The sequence below is a fragment of the Paeniglutamicibacter antarcticus genome (genome assembly GCF_039544305.1).
GTDB classification, from domain to species: Bacteria; Actinomycetota; Actinomycetes; order Actinomycetales; family Micrococcaceae; genus Paeniglutamicibacter; species Paeniglutamicibacter antarcticus_C.
On record NZ_BAABLK010000090.1, the window covers coordinates 1 to 17,663 of the forward strand.

Sequence of the window (17,663 nt, forward strand, 5' to 3'; positions counted from 1 at the left end):
TAGAAAACCCTGCTCATTGTCAGGTTAGATTCTATGAGCTCGACCAAACTCTGTCCATTAATAAGAATACGAACCCTAATATGACATCATTTAATATGCCAGTCTTACGTCTAGTTGGGGTATACCCCAGAACGACACGCTTAATCCTGAGATCTTGCTTTTCAGAATCTGAAACTGCCATAATGCGGTCATGGAGAACATCACGATTCGTTGGGTCGGTGAAACGCCGACCGATTCATGGGGACAACTCGCGGCCTTTACCGACGACGGAGCGGTTATCGGCGAGGCTACCTATAAGCGCTGGGAGCATGCTCCCGAACTCACCTACCTCAGTGGCTTCTACGTCGATGCCGCTTATCGGAAGCACGGCATCGCCAGCGACATGATGCATAAGGTCTTCGACCAGCTCGGCCGCGACCGACCATACTTGGTGAAAAAGATGACTGGAAACCTGGATCGTCTCTTCATGGAATCCATCGCCGGCGAAGAAAATGCACCCAAACTCTTCGAGCTACAGGGAGACCATTCATACCAGCCGATGAACTGAACACCCCTGCGGCGGTCATGCCAGCGTCCGGCCAAGCAGAATTGCGCTCACCTTAGCCGCCGGTCCTCCGCATGAAGGATGAGTATTCGTGATCCTGTCGTGAGTGTCGTTCCAAAGGTCCCGCGACAGTTTGTTGAGAACGTTTGGTTATCTTTCGCGCAGGTTATTGCTGCTTCGAGCGCGAATCGTCAGGTCTCAGCAGAGGATCCTTTGATAAGAAGCCTCGATTTCCGCGAACCCTCTCATCTGTCGTTGAGCCTCACGCATAGAACACGTGGTGCTCTCTTGATTCCGTTACGACTGTTCTCGCCATCATGGGGCTTTCTGGATTCCGGTCCAGCTTGGCGGAGGCATTAAGCCGTAATCGCCGGCCCTTCTAATGCTTAGATTCCGGCGACGGGGATCTTGGTTAGCCGGATGTGGCGAAGGCTCCTTGGTTGGGGCATTGGTTGGTGATGGTGGCGTGGATTGCGTCGTGTTCGGCCCGGGTCATCCAGAGCCCGTGCTTGGCCTTGACCGCGGTTTGCCGGGCGACGTAGTCGCACCTGAACTCCTTGTTCGGTGGCAGCCAGGTCGCGGCGTCACCGTCACCCTTTGAGGCGTTGGTGGGTCCGTCAACGGCCAGGAGGTTCAGCGGGTCATTGGCGAACTCCAGGCGATCCCCGGCGTCCAGTTGTTGGGCACCCTTCTGCCAGGCATCCGAAAGCGCGACTACGTGGTCGATCTGGACCTTCGTGCTTGTCCCTTGTCCCCGGATAAAGTGGATCGTCTTGCCGGTGAACGGGTCGTAGAGGGTGCCCGTGGTGATGACGCAGCCGTGCGTCCCGGGTTTCGCCGTCGTGTTCAGCAGGTCCCGGCCCAGGACGTCGTTGCGGGCATCACACCCGTTGCGGTCCGGGTCCTTCCACCCGGCCCCGAAGAGGTCGCGGTCATACCCGGTCTTTGGCGCCCTGCCCTTGATCTCGATGGAAGCCAATTGAGCCAGCACGGTCCCGCTCCCGGGTGCGGCTTTCGGCGGCTCGGCTTTCGCTGGCGCGCTCCGGGGTGCTGGTGAAGGTTCGGCAGCCGACGTGGGGGCGGCCACCGGTGTCGGAGCTTCCGACCGGATGGTGATCGGTGCGGGGGTGGCCGCCTCCGAATGGATGGTTAGCGGCTCGGCCGCCGGGGCTGCGGCGCTTGGCGCACCGCAGCCCGACAGGAGCCACGCGAGGGAAGTTCCAAGGACGAAAAGTCCCTGCCCCCGGGTCCGGATCAGTTTTCGCAACCCACGCCGTCGCCATCGCGGTCCAGCTTGCTGCTGTACCCCGGATCGCCCGAATAGATCGGGGCGGCGCCGGCCGCCCGGACCGCAGAGCAGTTTTCGTAGTAGGCCGAGGACCCCGCGGAGTCCTCCACCATCGACTCCGCCTCGGCCAGCCGCTCGGCTTCCCGCTCGGCCTCGGCGGCCGCTGCCGCCCGCTCGGCGTCAGCCTCCGCAGCGGCCTTGCGTTCGGCTTCCTTCTTCGCCTTCGCCTTGGCTTCCGCAGCGGATTTTTCCTCGGCTGCCTTCTTCGCCGCAGCCTTCTGCTGGGCTTCTTTTTTCGCCTTGGCCTCGGCGGCAGCCTTTTCCTGTGCTGCCTTTTCCTGGGCAGCTTTCTTGTCGGCCTGCTCCTTCGCCTGCGCAGTGGCCTGGTCGTGGTTCGCCTGGTCCACCCAGACAAAGGCCCCGGTGGTGTCCTTGTTGCAGTAGTTGCTCTCGTTTCCCTGGGTCATCACCAGGTGGTCGGCCTCGCAGGCCTGGCCTACGAAACTGGCCAGGGTCGCCTGCTCGGCGGCAGCGGGGGCAACAATCCCCGCGACCGGCGGGTTCTCGGTGGTTTCCGTTGGCAGGCTCAGCCCGAAGACCACAAACGAGACCAGCAGCAGGCCGAAAGATCCGCCGGCGACGCCGCCGGCGAATCGGCGGTTGGGAATGCGCGCCCAGCGTATGCGCCCGGTCACCAGAGCAAGCAGGCCCACGACTAGCACCGCGAGGCTCAGCAACAACACCAGAAGCGGGGCGAACACCAGCAGAAGGACGAGCAGGACCACAAGCGCCGCTACAACGATCCAGAACTTGGGTGGACGTGGACTCTTTTGGACAGGCAGGTGCACCGAAGCGTTATTCATGAGACGTTCCCCCAACGAAACTAAAACAAATGGAAAGGCTCATCCTAGCTCCTAGAATCAGGAACAGAAGTTTGCTGTCACTCGGTTACACATGCTGACTTCTCACCGTGAAGCGGCGAGTGGCGAACATCTGCCGTCCGTTCTCATTCGGGTCCCGTCACGGCGCTTTTTGCGCATCCAGGAAAGATGCTCCGCACACCGGCAATCGCGCGACGGCCACTTCAGCTCGATACCTGCTCATCCCGGCAGACCTGAAACGCTTCTGCCCTTGTTATTCCGGGTTTGGGGCCGGCGATAAACTGGTCCTCATGTCCACAAACGGTTCCCTCGTCCCCGAGGGCTACGCCCAATTCCTCACCGACCTAAAGGCCCACGTCCTCTCCGCCCGGGTGCAGGCCCAGCGGGTCGTGAACACCGCCCTCATCGACCTGTACTGGAACATCGGAACCCGGATCCTGACAGAGCAGGAACGCCAGGGCTGGGGAAGCGCCGTCATCACCCGGCTGGCGGCTGACCTGCGCCGAGAGTTCCCAGAAATGACAGGCCTGTCCCGCAGCAATCTGCACTACATGCGCGCCTTCGCTGCGGCGTGGGAGGACTGGGATCTAAATGTCCCACAGCCTGTGGGACATTTGCCGTGGGGCCACATCCGGGTCCTGCTGGACAAGGACCTGGGACCGGAATCCCGGGCTTGGTATGCCGCCGCTGCCGTGGAACACGGCTGGTCCAGGAACGTCCTGATGAACATGATCATGAACAAGACCCTGGAACGCACCGGCGCCGCCCCCTCCAACTTCGACAGGCACCTGGCGGCCCCTGAGTCTGAACTGGTGCAGCAAATGGCCAAGGACCCCTACGCCCTCGAGTTCTTGGGCCTCACCGGAGAGATCGCCGAACGCGACCTCGAACAGGCCCTCATGGACCGGATCGTCGAAACCCTGCGTGAGCTCGGTCCCGGCTTCGCGTTCGTCGGCAGGCAGGTCCACTTCGACGTGGACGGCGACGATTTCTACCTCGACCTTCTCTTTTTCCATGTCGAGCAGCTGCGCTACGTTGTCGTGGAACTGAAGACCGGGAAGTTCCAGCCGGAGTACGCCGGCAAGCTCCAGTTCTACATCGCCCTGGTCGATGACAAGCTCCGCCGCCCGGCTCACTCCCCCACCGTGGGCATCCTGATCTGCGGAAGCCGCGACGACCACACCGTGAGGTACGCGTTGAACCAGTCCAACACGCCCATGGCCGTGTCCACCTACACCTACGAGAACCTGCCCCCCGCGGAACAGCAGGCACTTCCCGACGCCGACGAAATCGCCGTAGCACTGGACTGGGCGGAACCGGACGAATCCTAGCCGGCGGACAGTAAGTTGTCAGTCGAAGCAAAGCTCGATCCCATCCAAGCGTCGCCTCGAACTGCCGATAACAGCACATCCGAAAAGTTGTCTCCCTCGAGGCGAACCCATCCAGGGCAAGGGAACCTCGCATCGTGGCTATGTGTCGTTCGATGGTGTCGGGCCGATGCGTCACGCCTCCGGTTCACTCCCCGGATCGTACTGCCGGGCTTCCGTACTGGCATCCGGGGACGACACGACGGCCTTCTCCTCGACCGGAAGTGCCTCGTAGGTGTATGAAGCCACGGCCAGGGGCCGGGCGGAAGATGCCCCGCCGGCTTGGAGGCCGACCTCGTCCGTGCGGCGGAGCCACACTTTTCATGAGTCAACACGAACCATTCCCATAACCTGCTGGGGAGAGGATCATCATTACGTAACCGCAAATAGATGTTGGCTCGTGGGCCACGTACCCGGATTGGATTGCACGAATGTTGGCATCCCTGCCCCTGTGGATTCTCATTCTCATATTCATTGCCGCTGCCGTAGTCATCTGGTTCGCGGGGATTCAACTGTCCAATAAAACCAACATCCTGGACCAGCGGTTCCATCTGGGCTCGGCGTTGGGCGGATTGATCCTCCTGGCTATAGCAACGAACCTCCCCGAGCTTGCTATCACCGTCAGCGCTGCAATCTCGGGAAACCTGGAAGTAGCTGTGGGCAACATTCTTGGTGGCATCGCCTTGCAAACGGTCGTTCTGGTGGTGCTGGACGTCTTTGGAGTTAAAGGAAAACATCCCCTCACGTACAAAGCCGCTTCCCTGACCCTCGTCATCGAAGCACTGACCGTTGTCGCGGTCCTCGGAATCGTTATCGCCGGCAGCCAGATGCCCACCGGCCTGATCTTTGCCGGCCTGACACCGGCAGGTGTCTTGATCGCGGCCACCTGGGTCATTGGACTGATGCTCGTCCACCGCGCACAAAAACATTTGCCATGGCAGGAGCAGGGCGAAGCTCCCCAGAGCCAAACCGAACCCAAGGGCCACAGCAAAACCAAAGCCCAACCCAACGACAATAAAAAACACGGCACCGGTGCCTCCGTCGCTATTTTCGCCATCGCGGCCATCGCTACCCTGGTAGCCGGAGTCGCACTTGAGGAAAGCGGCAGCGCAGCAGCGGAACAAATCGGTCTCTCCGGGGTGCTCTTCGGAGCAACCGTCCTAGCCCTGGCGACCTCCCTACCCGAAATCTCCACTGGCCTGGCCTCGGTACGCCATGGCGACTACAAACTTGCCGTGAGTGACATCTTCGGCGGCAACGCCTTCCTACCCGTCTTATTCCTGCTCGCCGCGCTCATATCCGGCAAACCAGTCCTCCCGCAGGCCCAAGCCACGGATATTTACCTCACAGCCCTGGCTATCCTACTCACCGTCGTCTATATAGTGGGGCTACTCTTTCGTCCCCAACGACGGATAGCACAGATGGGAGTCGACTCCCTCATCGTTCTTGTGCTCTACGCCGTCGGCATCGCCGGACTCTTCGCCATCGCCACAGGCTAGGAGCGAGTTCGAAATCATCTTCTGAACCTCCAACGCCCGCAAGGGGTGGACAGCTGTCCTTGCAGTGCAGAGGAACACCGTCGTCCAGGCATGGGAACGGCTGACACTCGATCCTCTGGCCAGCGACTCCACCTGCCACGGCATGAAGGGTGACCTGGAATTCGCTGCCCACCACGGCACCACCCACAGGCGCCGTCAATATGAGCTCTCCAACGGGGCCAGGATCTGGTTCTACGTCGAGGGAAAAACGGTAGCTCTGTTCGACGTCCACACGCACCACCCAAACTCCACGAAGTAGGCCTCTCACTGCCCATTCGCCGATAACCGCACATACGTTTCTGAGTATTTATCCTATTGCAGAATCCGCTGACTAGGACACGGTATTAAAGCATCAACGCGCAGGCACATGGACGCATGGTTCTGCGTCGATGCCAGGACCGCGGCCAGCCGGGTATAAGTTATGCTTATTCTTCTTCGGGTGCAGGGTAGGTGATGTCCCCACAGTGCACCTTGATGAATTCGGTCATGTTCGCTGGTCGGGTTGAAGAGGACGACATGATGTCGAAGACCTCAACACCGGCAACTAGCAACGCATCGGTGATCAGTCGCCGGTGGCACCGCCACGGCACCGCCTCGCTACACATGATCGCCGGTACGGATTGTTTTGCGACTTCCAGCAGTTCAGCGAACCCGGAACCGAACTGCGCACTTGACATGTAATCGGCGTAATCCCTGAAGGCCTTAACCCTCCATCCCTCGTTCGGGCTGGAGACGCCGGCGGGTGTGTGTCTGCGGCCACCCAGATCCCGGATCCACCGGTACCTGATATCAGGAGGTAGGGCGGTTTCGATGGCCGCTTGGTTCCACTGCGGGAACTTTCGTGAAGACGGATATGAACGCACGTCCACCAACGCCGTGACAGCATTAGCCCGCAACATTTCCAGTACCTCGTCGAACTCACGGGTGGAATGACCGATCGTGAAGACACGAAGCTGCGTCTGTTCAGTTGATTGTTCCTTCATCGGCGTACTCCATATCCTTTGTGTCTGTGCAGTCAGTATCCACCGGGTAACTTCTCCTGTCCCCTGCCGACGCTGCCCTTCCAGTCTGGCAGCACACCAGATCACTCCTCGGGGCAGAACGTTGGATCCGGGCATCGAGAAAAAGTTGGAGAATGTCCTGAAACTCCGGTGCCACGCTGTGGACCCGTTGGTTCGACAAATAACTTCTCAACCCCCGCAGCTCCGTGCAAGACTGGTTCTTTGGTCCCCACAGCACAGGAAACGGGTACGAACATGATTGAAAAAATCCATGACCTCGGAGTAAAAAGCGACTACGCCTACATCGGTGGTTTCGCCTCGATCGCGTTGTCCTTCACCTCATGGCTGATCAGCCGCGGGAAACCAGCACACAGTCGTGCACAGTCCGACCGATGGGGAATCTTCGTCGGCCACTGGGCGCCGACCTTCTTCGCCATCGGCATCGCACTGCGCCTCGAAGAAAAAAAGAAGTAACCTCAACCCCGTCAAGCAATATCACCGGCTCAACCACCACGATCCCCCGGTACACCGCTGCCCGGGGTCAGTGAACGGCATGCATTTTTGATGCGTAACCCGCCCGGTTGTGGTTATGCTGGCTTCGTCAGTACATCGGTCAAAGGAAAGGCAGAAAAGTATGGGACTCGGAGATAAGATCAGCAACAAGGCTCAGGAAGCCACCGGCAAGGCCAAGGAAGGCCTCGGCGATGCTACCGATAACAAGAAGCTGCAGGCCGAAGGCGTAAAAGACCAGGCTGCCGGCAAGACGAAGCAGGCCGGCGAAGACATCAAGGACTCCTTCAAAAAGTAAGCTTCCCCGATGGCACTGCTTCAACACAGTGCTTCAATTTCAACACTGTGCTTCAACACAGTGCTTCAATTTCAACACTGTGCTTCAACACCGAAGAAGGACGGAACCGTGATCACGGTTCCGTCCTTCTCAGTTTCTACTCGTTGCCTCTTGCGAGTGTTAGGTGCGGGGAAGTGCACCAGGAAGCGGCGGCACCACCGGTGGCAGCTGACGCTCAGGGCCCGACTTACGACGCTGCTCACCGGAATCATCGAGCTTGTAGGTGAACGGCTGCTCATCCCCAACGCAGAGCTTTCCACTGGCCGGCAGCCGCTTGGTCAACAAGTAGCGGTCCATGGAATCGGTAACGCACTTCGAGGTGCCATAGGCGGTATGGCCCCAACTGTTGCTGCTCAGAAGCCTACTGTTGGGCATCAACTTCGCAACCTTCTTGGCCCCGGCATAGTTGGTGGCTGGATCCCAGTAGTTTCCCACCACCAACAACGGGTTCTTGGTCCGACGGGTGAACGGCCCCTTGTAGGAATCTTCGTCCTTGGCCTTCCACGTGGTGCTGGCGCACGGGGCCGAAGCCCAGGTCCAGAGCTGACCGAAGCCCGGCGCGGTCTTACTCGCGGTTGCTGCGTAACGGGACCAGTTATCGGCCTTGGCGGGGTTACGTGAATCGGTGCACAGCACCGATTGGAACGCTTCGGATGAATTGTTGTAGGGGAAGGCGAACCCGGTGGCGGCCGCCATGCGCGCTGTTTCCTTAGCAGCAGCCTTCTGTTCGACTTCGACCGCACGCATGCTCTTCACAAGGGCCTTGTGCGCAATATTCAGCTGCGTCTTGGTCGGCGCCTTAGCAGGGGCCTTGGTCTTGGTCGAGGTTTTCGGGAACGTCGTGCCTTTCTGGGCTGCCCTATCCTGCAACATCTGCAGAACATACGTCAGATCCCAATCCACGACGGAGGACCCTTGGGGGTCATACATGTAACTGAGCAAGCCCGCAGTCTGGATTGCTGCGGTCAACGAGTAATCAAATTGGGGATAATCAGGATCCGAGAACACCAGTGGCTCACGCTTCAGCTCCGCTATGATCGCACGATACAGTTTCTCCGGATCCCCCTGAGAGGCCAGCATGCAATAGTCCTTGCCGGCCTTCTTGCAACGACTCAAGATCCCGCGCATGGCCTTCTCGGCTCCCTCGCCCGATTTGATGCGTTGGGTCTGCGGAGTGCCAGTGGTGGAGGCGGTTCCCGCCCAAGCCTTGGGATCCAAGACCCCGTCAATGGCCACGGCACGAACCCGGTCAGGGAACATGTTGGCATAGACGGTGCCCAGGTAACTGCCGTAGGAGAACCCCAGGTAGGTCAGCTGCTTATCCCCCACCATGCGGCGCAGCACATCCATGTCACGGGCGACCTCGGCGGTGGACATCGAGGCGGAGAGCGGTTTACCGGCGGTGGAGCAGGCCTTACCGAAAGCCTTGGCTGATTTCACGAAGGCGCGCGTTTCCCTAGGTGTATCCGGATAGGGAACATTCATTCCGGCCAAGGCGGTGTCCTGGACCCCCAGGTTCTTCCAGCAGCGTACGTTGTCACTGAAGTTGGTGCCCCGAGGATCTACGCCCACGATGTCGAAGCGCTCCAGGACACTGGGGCTCATGAAGTAGGTGGCCATCGCGGCCATCTCGATGCCTGACCCGCCAGGTCCCCCGGGGTTCACGAAGAGGGTTCCGATGCGTTTTTTCTGGTTTTTGGCCTTGATCCGCAGCATCGCGACTTCGGTCTTGGCTCCACGTGGGTTGTCGTAATCCAGCGGCAGTTTCACGGTCGAGCACTGGGCACCGGCCGCAAGGGGTGAGCAGTTGAACCACTTGGCTTTGGGGGTCTTGACCCCATCGACGCGCTTGCGTTCGGCCTTGCTCGTCGTGTCATGCGTGGGCTTCTTGGCCATCTGCACCGTGGGTGCACTCACCGCGGGGGTGTCCTTGGTCAATGGTGGTGCTGCGTTGGCCGGGGCGATGAAGACGGTTCCAGCCAGCAGTCCCACCGCCGTCGCCATGCCCAAGGCGCCACCGAATCTTTTATGTGCCATGTCAGTTTCCTTCACAAGTAGGTGCTCGGCATGGCGTCTTGGACGGTTCATTGATGGTGCGGTCACTTGGCCATGATTGAAGTATCGGTGATCTGATGGAAAAAACAAGGCTTGGAAGCACATCGTTATGGACACAAAAATGACGTACCGATGATGGCTTGTATCTCTAACACCCAGTGATGCTCTAGATGATTGAAAAATTCTGCCGATTCAAAGCAAGTCACCGGAGGGTGCCCCATGATTTTCTTAAAGATTCTTAGCGGGGACTCACGATAGATGAAGCAAATGCGACGCCGTTGCCCGGCTTCGCCACAGTGCTCCTGCATCACTGTTCCAGATCTCAGTGGGCACGGACCAAAGATTGTTACTCCGCCGGTATTCCCTGGCATACCTCTTCATGGTTCGATTCGACTCCACACCCTAGCCACTGCCGGTGCAGAGCGGCCCTTTGAAGGAGTTCGCTTTGAAACGTCTTCCGTCATTATCCGCCGGCGCCTTGGCTTTGGCCTTGGTGTTCGCAGCACTCCCCACCACGGCTCAGGCAACTGTTCCAGATGCTCCCAGTGTCTCCACCTCATCAGTCAATGCCCCCACCTACACCGGGGACAAGACCCCGGCTTCCGGCGCCCGGCTCTCTCCTTCGAAGATTGACGCAGCCGGTGGGGATCCGGCGGTCTTGAAGTACTGCAGTGATGATCGCATCTCCAAGGCCATCCCGTTGAAGAGCCCTGAAGTCACCAAGGCCCAGCTGGCCAAGGTCGAAGCTTCAACCCGTTCCTTGGCAAAGTCCAGCCAGGAAACCGTGGCTGTACTGGGCTGCTTCGGACTTTTCGGACAGCGGATTAGTGGTTTCTCTACGCTGCCGTGGCCGGCTGCTGATAACTATAATGGACTTCATTCGGCCGCCGGTAATCGAGTGCCGAATGGCGCCTGCGACTGTTATAGAAACCCTCGATGTAGCGGATGACGTCACTACGGGCACGCCCCTTTGTGGCGTACGTCGTACGGCAAACGCGCTCGTTTTTCAGGGCTGAGAAAAACGTCTCGGCTTGGCTGTTGTCCCAGCAAATACCGGTTTTCCCCATGGACGACCGCATCCCTAGGCTGATGACCAAGGCCCTAAACGAGGCCGAGGTGTAAACGCTCCCACGGTCTGAATGGAAAATTGCGTCAGGCTCGATCCGCATCGTGTCCGAAGCATTGCGCAGTGCCCTTTCCACGAGTTCAACGCGCATGTGATCCTCGATCGCCCAGCCGACGACTTTCTTGGCAATAGCAGTCGATAACCGTGGCTAGGTAGATGAAGCCCTGCCACGTGTGGATATAGGTTATGTCCTATGCCGACCTTCGGATTATGCCGATCTTTCCCGCTCCGTGCAGGGCTGGCGGGCTACTGAGCTCTAGAAGGTCGGCATAGTTAGAGGGATGTGAGCCAGGCCAGGATGTCGGGTTCAGGCTGGTAGGTACCGGCAGTTATTCCTGGTGGTCGGGTTCGGTCTATCGCGGCTTGCTTCATGGCCAGGTCGGCGTGGAGGTAGGCGTCGGTGCTGTGGGTGTCGGAATGTCCGAGCCAGAGCGCTATGACAGCGACGTCAACGCCGGCGATGAGTAAATTCATCGCTGTTGTGTGTCGCAGGGTATGCATGGTGACGTGTTTGGCGGAGAAGCTGGGACAGGTGCTTTCCGCGGCAATGAGGTGTTTTGCCAGGCGATGTTCGAGCGCGTCACGTGAGAGCGGAAGCCCGTGTGGTCCGCAGAATAGTGCAGTTCCAGGGTGGTTGGCGCGTTCTGTGAGGTAGCGCTTCATCGTGGTCACGGTGCTCTTTGTTAGAGGGGTGATGCGTTGTCGCCGTCCTTTGCCGGTGCAGGCGATGTGTGCTCCAGTACCGAGGTTGATGTCCTCAAACGTCAGCGAACAGATCTCACTGATACGAAGTCCGGTTTGGATCGTGATGGCTAGGAGTGCGTGGTCGCGGCGGCCGGTCCATGTCTGCTGATCGGGTGCTGCCAGTAGCGCATCGGTTTCAACGGGAGTGAGGAACTCGATGAGGGGTCTGGTCGTGCGGCGGGGTGGGATCGCGAGGACTTGAACGATGGTTGCGGCATGTTCGGGATGCTCTGGAAGTGCTCGGCCGAGCACGGCGCGGATCGCTGTCAAGCGAGTATTACGAGTCTTGGCGCTGTTGCCCCGATCGTGTTCGAGGTGATCGAGAAAGCCGGTGACGTTGAGTGCGGTCACGACGTCGAAATCGAGTGCGTCGGCGCGAATTCTGAGTGTCTCGCTCAGGTATTTCAGCAGCATCCGCCAGGTATCACGGTAAGAAGCGATGGTGTTCACGGAAAGATCGCGCTGGGTGTGGGCGAAGGTTGTGAAATAGATTTGCAGGCTGGTGGCGAGGGCATTCATGATGACTCTCTTTCGGCCTCAGTCTCGAGCATTCCTGCGGCTAGGGACATCAGTTCTCCGGTCGCGGTCAGGTAATAGTAGGTATGGGCGGCATCAGCGTGTCCCAGCCACGTTGCCAACAGGGACAAAACCCGGTCGGGGTCCTTGTGATGGGCGTAAGCGACGGTCATGTGCGCGGTCGTGAAGGTGTGCCTCAGGTCGTGCAGTCTCGGGCGTGCCCGGCCTCGTGGGGTGAGCCCGGCAGCTTCCCGTGCTCGTTTGAACAAGGAGAAGAAGGACACGTATCCATATCCGGTTCCGTTGGCGGTGACGAAGATCGGGCCGCGTGGGTCCGGATGTGTGTCCATCCTCGCGGGCAGAGTGAGGTAGTTAGTGAGCGCTGCGGTGGTTGAAGCATGGATGGGCACGAGCCGTTCATCAGACTTCGCTGCTTTGATCACCAGCACCTCGTTGTCAAAATCAATGTCTTCGACCCTCAAGTTGAGTGCTTCACTGATCCGCAGGCCGGTAGATATGAGAAGACCAATGACAGTGCGTACGGTCGCAGCGACACGTGGGTCCGCGAACGTTGAACCGCAAGCGGTGAGAAGCGCATCGATATCGTCCTGGCTGTAAATGAACGGCACCGCTCGTGGTTTCTTGGCTGCCAGCAGACCCTTGGGGATGATCGGGACATCAATACCGATGGCGTTGAGATATGCGGCGAAACGGCGAACCAGGGACAACCGTGTCGCCCACCACGAAGGGTGCGCATCGGGATTGAGTCGAGCCCACGTGACCGCGTCGTCGATGGTGAAGGTTTGTAGCTGTCCCCGTCCTTCTAACCAAGTACAGAACAGTCCCACCTGCCGTTCGACTTCATTGAGCTGGAACCCGAGCAACCTACGCATCCTCAAGTACTCCTTCAAGCGGTCGCGCAGCGTGATCATCTCGGCACCTGCCCAAACGGAACGACCAACTCACGCAGCGAGGCGAGGTCGACTTTCGCATAGGCCATCGTGGTGACCGTGTAGCGGTGGCCCAGGAGTTCTTTCGCTTCAGTTAAGGAGCCTCCCGCAGCCAAAACGTCCATCGCGGCAGTATGTCGGAGCCGATGAGCGTAAATTGTTTCCAGCCCGGCCAAGTGCGAGAGCTTGGCAATGATTGCAGAAATTGCAGCGGGCGTCAGCGTATGGCGTGGCGCCTTCATTCGCACGAACACTGCCCGGTCCAAGGCGACCGGTCGTAGCTTCAACCAACCCGTCAACGCCTGCCCCACGTCCACGGGTATCGGCAGTATGAGTTCCCGGCCTTTCCCTGTGACCCTGAGTTGTCCGTGCGCCCAGTCGATATCGTCAAGGCTCAAACGGGCAGCCTCACCCGCACGCAAACCCAGCCGGACCAAAACCACAAGCACGGCAAAGTCTCTGGCTCCAATTACTGTCGCTGGATCACACGCGGCCAACAAAGCCGCAACTTGTTCGGAATTCACCCCACGCGGCAGAGCGCGCGAGGTCCCTTTTGGTTTGAGGATCCCCGCGCTCAGATCACGCTCGAGACGTCCGGTACTCAAAGCCCACCGCAGCAGGCAACGGATCGCATCAACGATGTGAGCACGCGTCACCACACCATAAGGGCGGCCACGCTCAGCGATGTATTCGTTGAGGGCTTGCGCGTCCAGCCGCGCCCATTGCACACTCCCGTCTGCCGCGATCAGATCCAAAACCCCGGCAGCGTAATAGCAACAAGCCGCTATAGATTTCTCGGTCAAACCACGATTCTCACGCATCCATAAACACCACTGCACAATCTCAACCTGTGCTGGGGTGACCGGGTCACCAACGACCGAAGTCGCGCTCAGATAACCGGCATCAGTCAAGAATCTGCGCATCGCGCTCATCGATTCTTTCACCGTCACGCATACGAACTCGCGCGAACGTTCCGCAGCAACGAACCGAGCCAGCAGTTCCGCATCAATGGCGTGGACCTCGATGCCCACCCCCTGCATCCATAGGCTCAGGCGTGCCGCCAAATTCACTATCCCAGCCGCCGACTGTTGTGAATACCCTTGCCCTAATAACCATGTCCGACACTCATCCAGCACCACCGGCACCAATGGGCCTACCGGTCTCCGTGGAATCGGTTCCGCATGTGGTCGGGCCGTCAACGATCTCTTCGTCACGAACCTCACCTCCAAACATCTAGTGTTTGAAGCATGGTCCGAACTATGCCGACCTTCTAGAGCCCAGTAGCCCGCCAGCCCTGCACGGAGCGGGAAAGATCGGCATAATCCGAAGGTCGGCATAGGACATATAATGCCGACGTCGGCATTAGATATCGCCAACAAATTTGATGCCTGGACGGTCGGCGGTGAAGTCCCGCTGGACCAGATCCGGCATGGCAGCTGCCGCTTCGGCGTCAGCGACCGTGGTGGTCCTGAAAGGTCGGGGCTGGCACGGAACCAAGCCTTCTTGACGCATGATTTGGCGCACCAGCTCTGGGGAGCATTCGATTTCCTCAGCTTGAAGGTCCGCGTGGATCCTGCGGTATCCGTACGTCCCCTCGGCTTCCTCGAAGAAGTGCTGCACGCGGTCAGCCAAGGCCGTCCTGCGGGCCGCGGTGGCCGAGACTGGCCGTGAGCGCCAGTGGTAGAAACCCGAGCGGGAGACCTCCAACCAGCGGCACATCTTCAGCACCGCCGGCGGCCTCTCGACCTCGGAAGCGTAGGAGTCGATGAATTCATACTTCGCCACTATCGTGGCTCCCTTGCGAAGTATGCGGCCGCTTTTTTTAGGAACGCAGCCTCAGCTTTCAGCTCCTGGTTTTCGCGTTCCAGTTCCTTGAGCCGGGCACGGTCAGAGACATTTAACTCCGGCTCAGACTCGGCGGTCCCGTTCGCTTCCTTGTACTTTTTTAGCCAGTTGCGCAGCGTCTCGGTGCCCACACCGTAGTCGGTGGCGACGGTCTTGATGGGCTTGGACGAGTCGATGACTTCGCGGCACAGTTCATCCTTGAATTCTTGGCTGAACCTGCGTCGTGTTGATGACATTTCGGTGATTCCTCATTCCGGTAGTCCCCATCATTTCATGGGGTCCACTGTCCGAAATATCCAGAGCAGCCCAGCTCTGAGAGTCTCCCGTGCCTCCATTTACAGCCACCTGCCCCTCAGCAACACCTGAACCACGTCGTCCAAACAGATTCCTTAGCGCCAACCACTGTTCCCCGGCAGATCGGGCCCAGCCCACACCGTCATTGCAGAGCATCGCACCGCCATCGGCCCGCCCTGAACCTGAGCCGGGAGCCGGGAGCCTATCGCTCAATTTACCGCGGTTACCACCAAGACCCCTATCCACGGCGGTCGACATCGCGTAAAGGGCCGCGTTTGGCAGGTGCATGGTTCTGGAAGGGACCTGGGTGCTGGTCTGGCTCACACACTTCAGTGTGCCGGCGGTGACTGAACGGCTTCCGGGCTCCTGAACGGCGTCATCAACCCGGCAGGTAGTGGGCAATCATGGAACACTGGCGGGCAATGCATGTGATGCATGTAGCCTAGAAATTTGAGAGAGCATCGACCCATGTCACGTCCCGCCAAGTACTGGTTCCCTGCGGCACTGAGCTTGATGATGGTCGGCTGGGGTGCCAACCAATACGTTTCGCTGCTGGTCCACTACCGGGAGGAACACGGCTTCTCCGAAGTCCTGGTGACCTCGCTGCTGGGTGTGTACGTGCTCAGCCTGGTTCCGGCGCTGCTGCTGGGCGGGCGGTATTCGGATCGCACCGGACGCAAGCGGCTGGCGATCCTGGCCGTGGTGCTATCCATGGCGGCCAGCATTGCGCTGATGGGCTTGGCCTTTGGTCCGGTGCCGCTAGTCATCGGCAGGCTGCTGGCCGGTACCGCCACAGGCCTGGCTATGGCCGCGGCGACCAGCTGGGTGAAGGAACTCTCCCAGCTGCCCTGGGACGCTTCCTCGGTACCCGGCTCCGGGGCACGGCGCGCCTCGTTGCTGACCTCGGCGGGCTTCTGGCTTGGTCCAGTCACTGGTGGGATGCTGGTGGCCTGGGCACCGGTCCCCGACATCCTTCCGTACGCGGTGCACATCCTGCTGTGCGTACCGCTGCTCTTCGTGCTTGTGCGGCTGCCCGAAACCCGAACGCGGCAACCGCGTCCGGGTCCGCACAGGGCCAAGCAGCTGGCAATTGGCGTTACCCCCGCCCCGAGCGACTCCGGACAGGTCACTGCCGGGGGACACAAACGTTTCTGGGTCGTCATCGCACCTGCTGCACCCTGGGTCTTCGCGGCCGCCACCATGGGGTTTGTCGTCATCCCCGAAATGGTCCCGGCGATGCGTGAGGCGCGCCTGGCCTATACCACGGTGGCGGTGGCGATCACCATGGGCTGCGGCGTGCTCATCCAGCCGCTGGCCCGCCGCCTAGACACCACCAGCAACGCCCGTTCCCTGCTGACCGGCGTCGCGGTGGTGCTGCTGGGCATGGGCACAGCGTTGTCGGCGATCCTGCTGAACAGTCCCGTGCTGGGGCTGGTTGCAGCGGCCCTGCTGGGCTGCGGCAACGGGTTGCTGATGGTCGGCGGGCTGCTCGAGCTGCAGCGCGCCGCGGGCCCCGACGAGCTCGGCACACTGACCGGGTTCTTTTACACGCTGGCCTACGCCGGGTTCCTCGCGCCGACCGTGGTGGCGTTCATCGCCCAGTGGGTCGGGAACACGTCGATCATCACCGGCACCATCGCTTTGTGTGCGATCTCGCTGGGCGTCGTCGCGTTGAACTCGCGCAAGCACCTGCCCCAGGCTCTGGAGCGCATCGAGACCAGCCAGGTCGTGTAGACCCAGCTACCCACGACCCCGAGGCGGGTGGCCGGAGGGGATCTCACCCTCCCGGATCCTACAGATCCCGGCGTGACAGTCTCGCGTCACCGGGTTCTTTTCAACCTCAACACCACGCGGTGCTCACCCACTGCCAATGAGGGGTTCGAGGACCAAAGCTCGCGTTAGTCACGCTAAGCATCTTGTCGAGAGACGATCGTCTGCCAATACACGGCAGCAAGGAACAAAACCCTGTGAAATCCCCGTCGACAAGCAGTGACGGTAAACAACTGAGGAAAACCCCGGTCACAACAGAATCGACATATTCAAGAACAAAATTGCCGCCAGATCAAAGAAGATCAGTCACTAAAGTGACTTTCCTGAGCATTATTCCTCAACCCCTGACACACACTAGGAGGACACGATCCCACGCTAGAGCACCGGCTAACAAGACCGCAGCTGGAAGGCAGCTATCGAGTCTGACCAAGGGGCTGATGTAGCCACTCCCCCACCGGAGCCTTCACCGGCTCTTCACGAGCACCCGGAAATTCTGGAAGGGTTGGCTTGTGGAAAAGGAAAATATCCGACGATACCGTCAGATAAGTAGTTCGTATAGCCCCGGAGCGCAGTTGATCCTGGAAAGCTGGTTAGACTCGTCCGCCGGGGAACCCTACGCGGAAGCTTCAGCGGGCGACTGAGGGATACCCGCCAAGATCCCAGGGTGATTTATTATGGATAGCGTCAACTCCGATTCCTGCCATAGAGGTACGCAGCTCGTGGTCGACGCAAACTTTAGCAAGAACGTCAAAGGGCGGGTTAGTGATGAATACAGATTCATCACTAACCCGCCCCATAAGGGTGTTGCTTTACTGCTGTGGCCGTCTCAAGCTGTCCTACGGCCCGGTACTGCAGGTACTACCGGTGTTGCTGGTACTGCTGTGGTCGTCGCAAGCT

The 17,663-nt window shown here is 59.6% G+C and carries 15 protein-coding genes and 2 pseudogenes; 8 read left to right on the plus strand and 9 right to left on the minus strand.

All coding sequences use genetic code 11. The features are described from left to right. Positions 1-190: 190 nt before the first annotated feature. Positions 191-547, plus strand: coding sequence for a GNAT family N-acetyltransferase (locus ABEA12_RS16600; RefSeq protein ID WP_210102366.1), 357 nt, complete (start codon positions 191-193; stop codon positions 545-547). Positions 548-956: 409 nt separating this feature from the next. Here the strand turns inward: ABEA12_RS16600 and ABEA12_RS16605 are convergent, their stop codons facing one another. Together ABEA12_RS16605 and ABEA12_RS16610 are read right to left on the minus strand one after the other, a co-directional pair. After that, positions 957-1,535 carry an HNH endonuclease family protein gene (locus ABEA12_RS16605; protein ID WP_345469001.1) on the minus strand — a complete coding sequence of 193 codons (579 nt, stop codon included), beginning with the start codon at positions 1,533-1,535 and terminating at the stop codon, positions 957-959. Between the two features lie 263 nt (positions 1,536-1,798). Next, positions 1,799-2,695, minus strand: coding sequence for an excalibur calcium-binding domain-containing protein (locus tag ABEA12_RS16610; protein WP_345469002.1), 897 nt, complete (start codon positions 2,693-2,695; stop codon positions 1,799-1,801). 308 nt (positions 2,696-3,003) lie between these two features. On the opposite strand from ABEA12_RS16610, the gene ABEA12_RS16615 reads away from it, so the two are divergent. From ABEA12_RS16615 to ABEA12_RS16625, 3 genes are all read left to right on the plus strand, one after another. Then, positions 3,004-4,044: a PDDEXK nuclease domain-containing protein gene (locus tag ABEA12_RS16615; protein ID WP_210102365.1), complete on the plus strand. Its 1,041-nt coding sequence runs from the start codon at positions 3,004-3,006 to the stop codon at positions 4,042-4,044. Positions 4,045-4,511: 467 nt separating this feature from the next. After that, positions 4,512-5,579 (plus strand): sodium:calcium antiporter, encoded by a 1,068-nt coding sequence (locus tag ABEA12_RS16620; RefSeq protein WP_345469004.1) that lies wholly within the window; start codon positions 4,512-4,514, stop codon positions 5,577-5,579. Between the two features lie 64 nt (positions 5,580-5,643). Continuing rightward, positions 5,644-5,877 carry a hypothetical protein gene (locus ABEA12_RS16625; RefSeq protein ID WP_345469006.1) on the plus strand — a complete coding sequence of 78 codons (234 nt, stop codon included), beginning with the start codon at positions 5,644-5,646 and terminating at the stop codon, positions 5,875-5,877. A 166-nt stretch (positions 5,878-6,043) separates the two neighbouring features. Here the strand turns inward: ABEA12_RS16625 and ABEA12_RS16630 are convergent, their stop codons facing one another. Beyond that, entirely contained in the window at positions 6,044-6,601 is a 558-nt protein-coding gene (locus ABEA12_RS16630; RefSeq protein WP_210102364.1) for a DUF488 domain-containing protein, read from the minus strand. Positions 6,602-6,874: 273 nt separating this feature from the next. On the opposite strand from ABEA12_RS16630, the gene ABEA12_RS16635 reads away from it, so the two are divergent. Next, positions 6,875-7,093, plus strand: coding sequence for a hypothetical protein (locus ABEA12_RS16635; RefSeq protein WP_210102363.1), 219 nt, complete (start codon positions 6,875-6,877; stop codon positions 7,091-7,093). A gap of 160 nt (positions 7,094-7,253) precedes the next feature. Further along, positions 7,254-7,427, plus strand: a complete 174-nt coding sequence (locus ABEA12_RS16640; protein ID WP_210102362.1) for a CsbD family protein — start codon at positions 7,254-7,256, stop codon at positions 7,425-7,427. Between the two features lie 159 nt (positions 7,428-7,586). Here the strand turns inward: ABEA12_RS16640 and ABEA12_RS16645 are convergent, their stop codons facing one another. Then, positions 7,587-9,503 (minus strand): alpha/beta hydrolase, encoded by a 1,917-nt coding sequence (locus tag ABEA12_RS16645; RefSeq protein WP_210102361.1) that lies wholly within the window; start codon positions 9,501-9,503, stop codon positions 7,587-7,589. Positions 9,504-9,966: 463 nt separating this feature from the next. Here ABEA12_RS16645 and ABEA12_RS16650 point away from each other — a divergent pair, with 463 nt between their 5' ends. Next, on the plus strand, positions 9,967-10,470 hold the full coding sequence (locus ABEA12_RS16650) for a hypothetical protein (RefSeq protein ID WP_210102360.1): 504 nt from the start codon (positions 9,967-9,969) through the stop codon (positions 10,468-10,470). On the opposite strand, the pseudogene ABEA12_RS16655 reads toward ABEA12_RS16650, so the two are convergent. From ABEA12_RS16655 to ABEA12_RS16675, 5 genes and pseudogenes are all read right to left on the minus strand, one after another. Further along, positions 10,358-10,838: pseudogene (locus tag ABEA12_RS16655) on the minus strand (IS3 family transposase); the annotation flags it as partial. The gene ABEA12_RS16650 and the pseudogene ABEA12_RS16655 sit on opposite strands and share 113 nt — an antisense overlap. 82 nt (positions 10,839-10,920) lie before the next feature. After that, the gene (locus tag ABEA12_RS16660) at positions 10,921-11,910 is read right to left on the minus strand and encodes a tyrosine-type recombinase/integrase (RefSeq protein WP_210102359.1); all 990 of its coding nucleotides are present in this window, start codon (positions 11,908-11,910) and stop codon (positions 10,921-10,923) included. Next, complete coding sequence (locus tag ABEA12_RS16665; protein ID WP_345469011.1) at positions 11,907-12,800, minus strand: tyrosine-type recombinase/integrase; 894 nt, start codon at positions 12,798-12,800, stop codon at positions 11,907-11,909. Before ABEA12_RS16665 ends, ABEA12_RS16660 begins: the two co-directional genes overlap by 4 nt. Positions 12,801-12,835: 35 nt before the next feature. Beyond that, a complete protein-coding gene (locus ABEA12_RS16670; RefSeq protein ID WP_210102357.1) occupies positions 12,836-13,888 on the minus strand; it encodes a tyrosine-type recombinase/integrase in 1,053 nt (350 codons plus the stop codon). A gap of 334 nt (positions 13,889-14,222) precedes the next feature. Then, positions 14,223-14,938, minus strand: a pseudogene (locus tag ABEA12_RS16675) (IS3 family transposase); the annotation flags it as partial. 526 nt (positions 14,939-15,464) lie between these two features. On the opposite strand from ABEA12_RS16675, the gene ABEA12_RS16680 reads away from it, so the two are divergent. Next, entirely contained in the window at positions 15,465-16,730 is a 1,266-nt protein-coding gene (locus tag ABEA12_RS16680; protein WP_210102356.1) for an MFS transporter, read from the plus strand. The last annotated feature ends 933 nt before the right edge of the window (positions 16,731-17,663 follow it).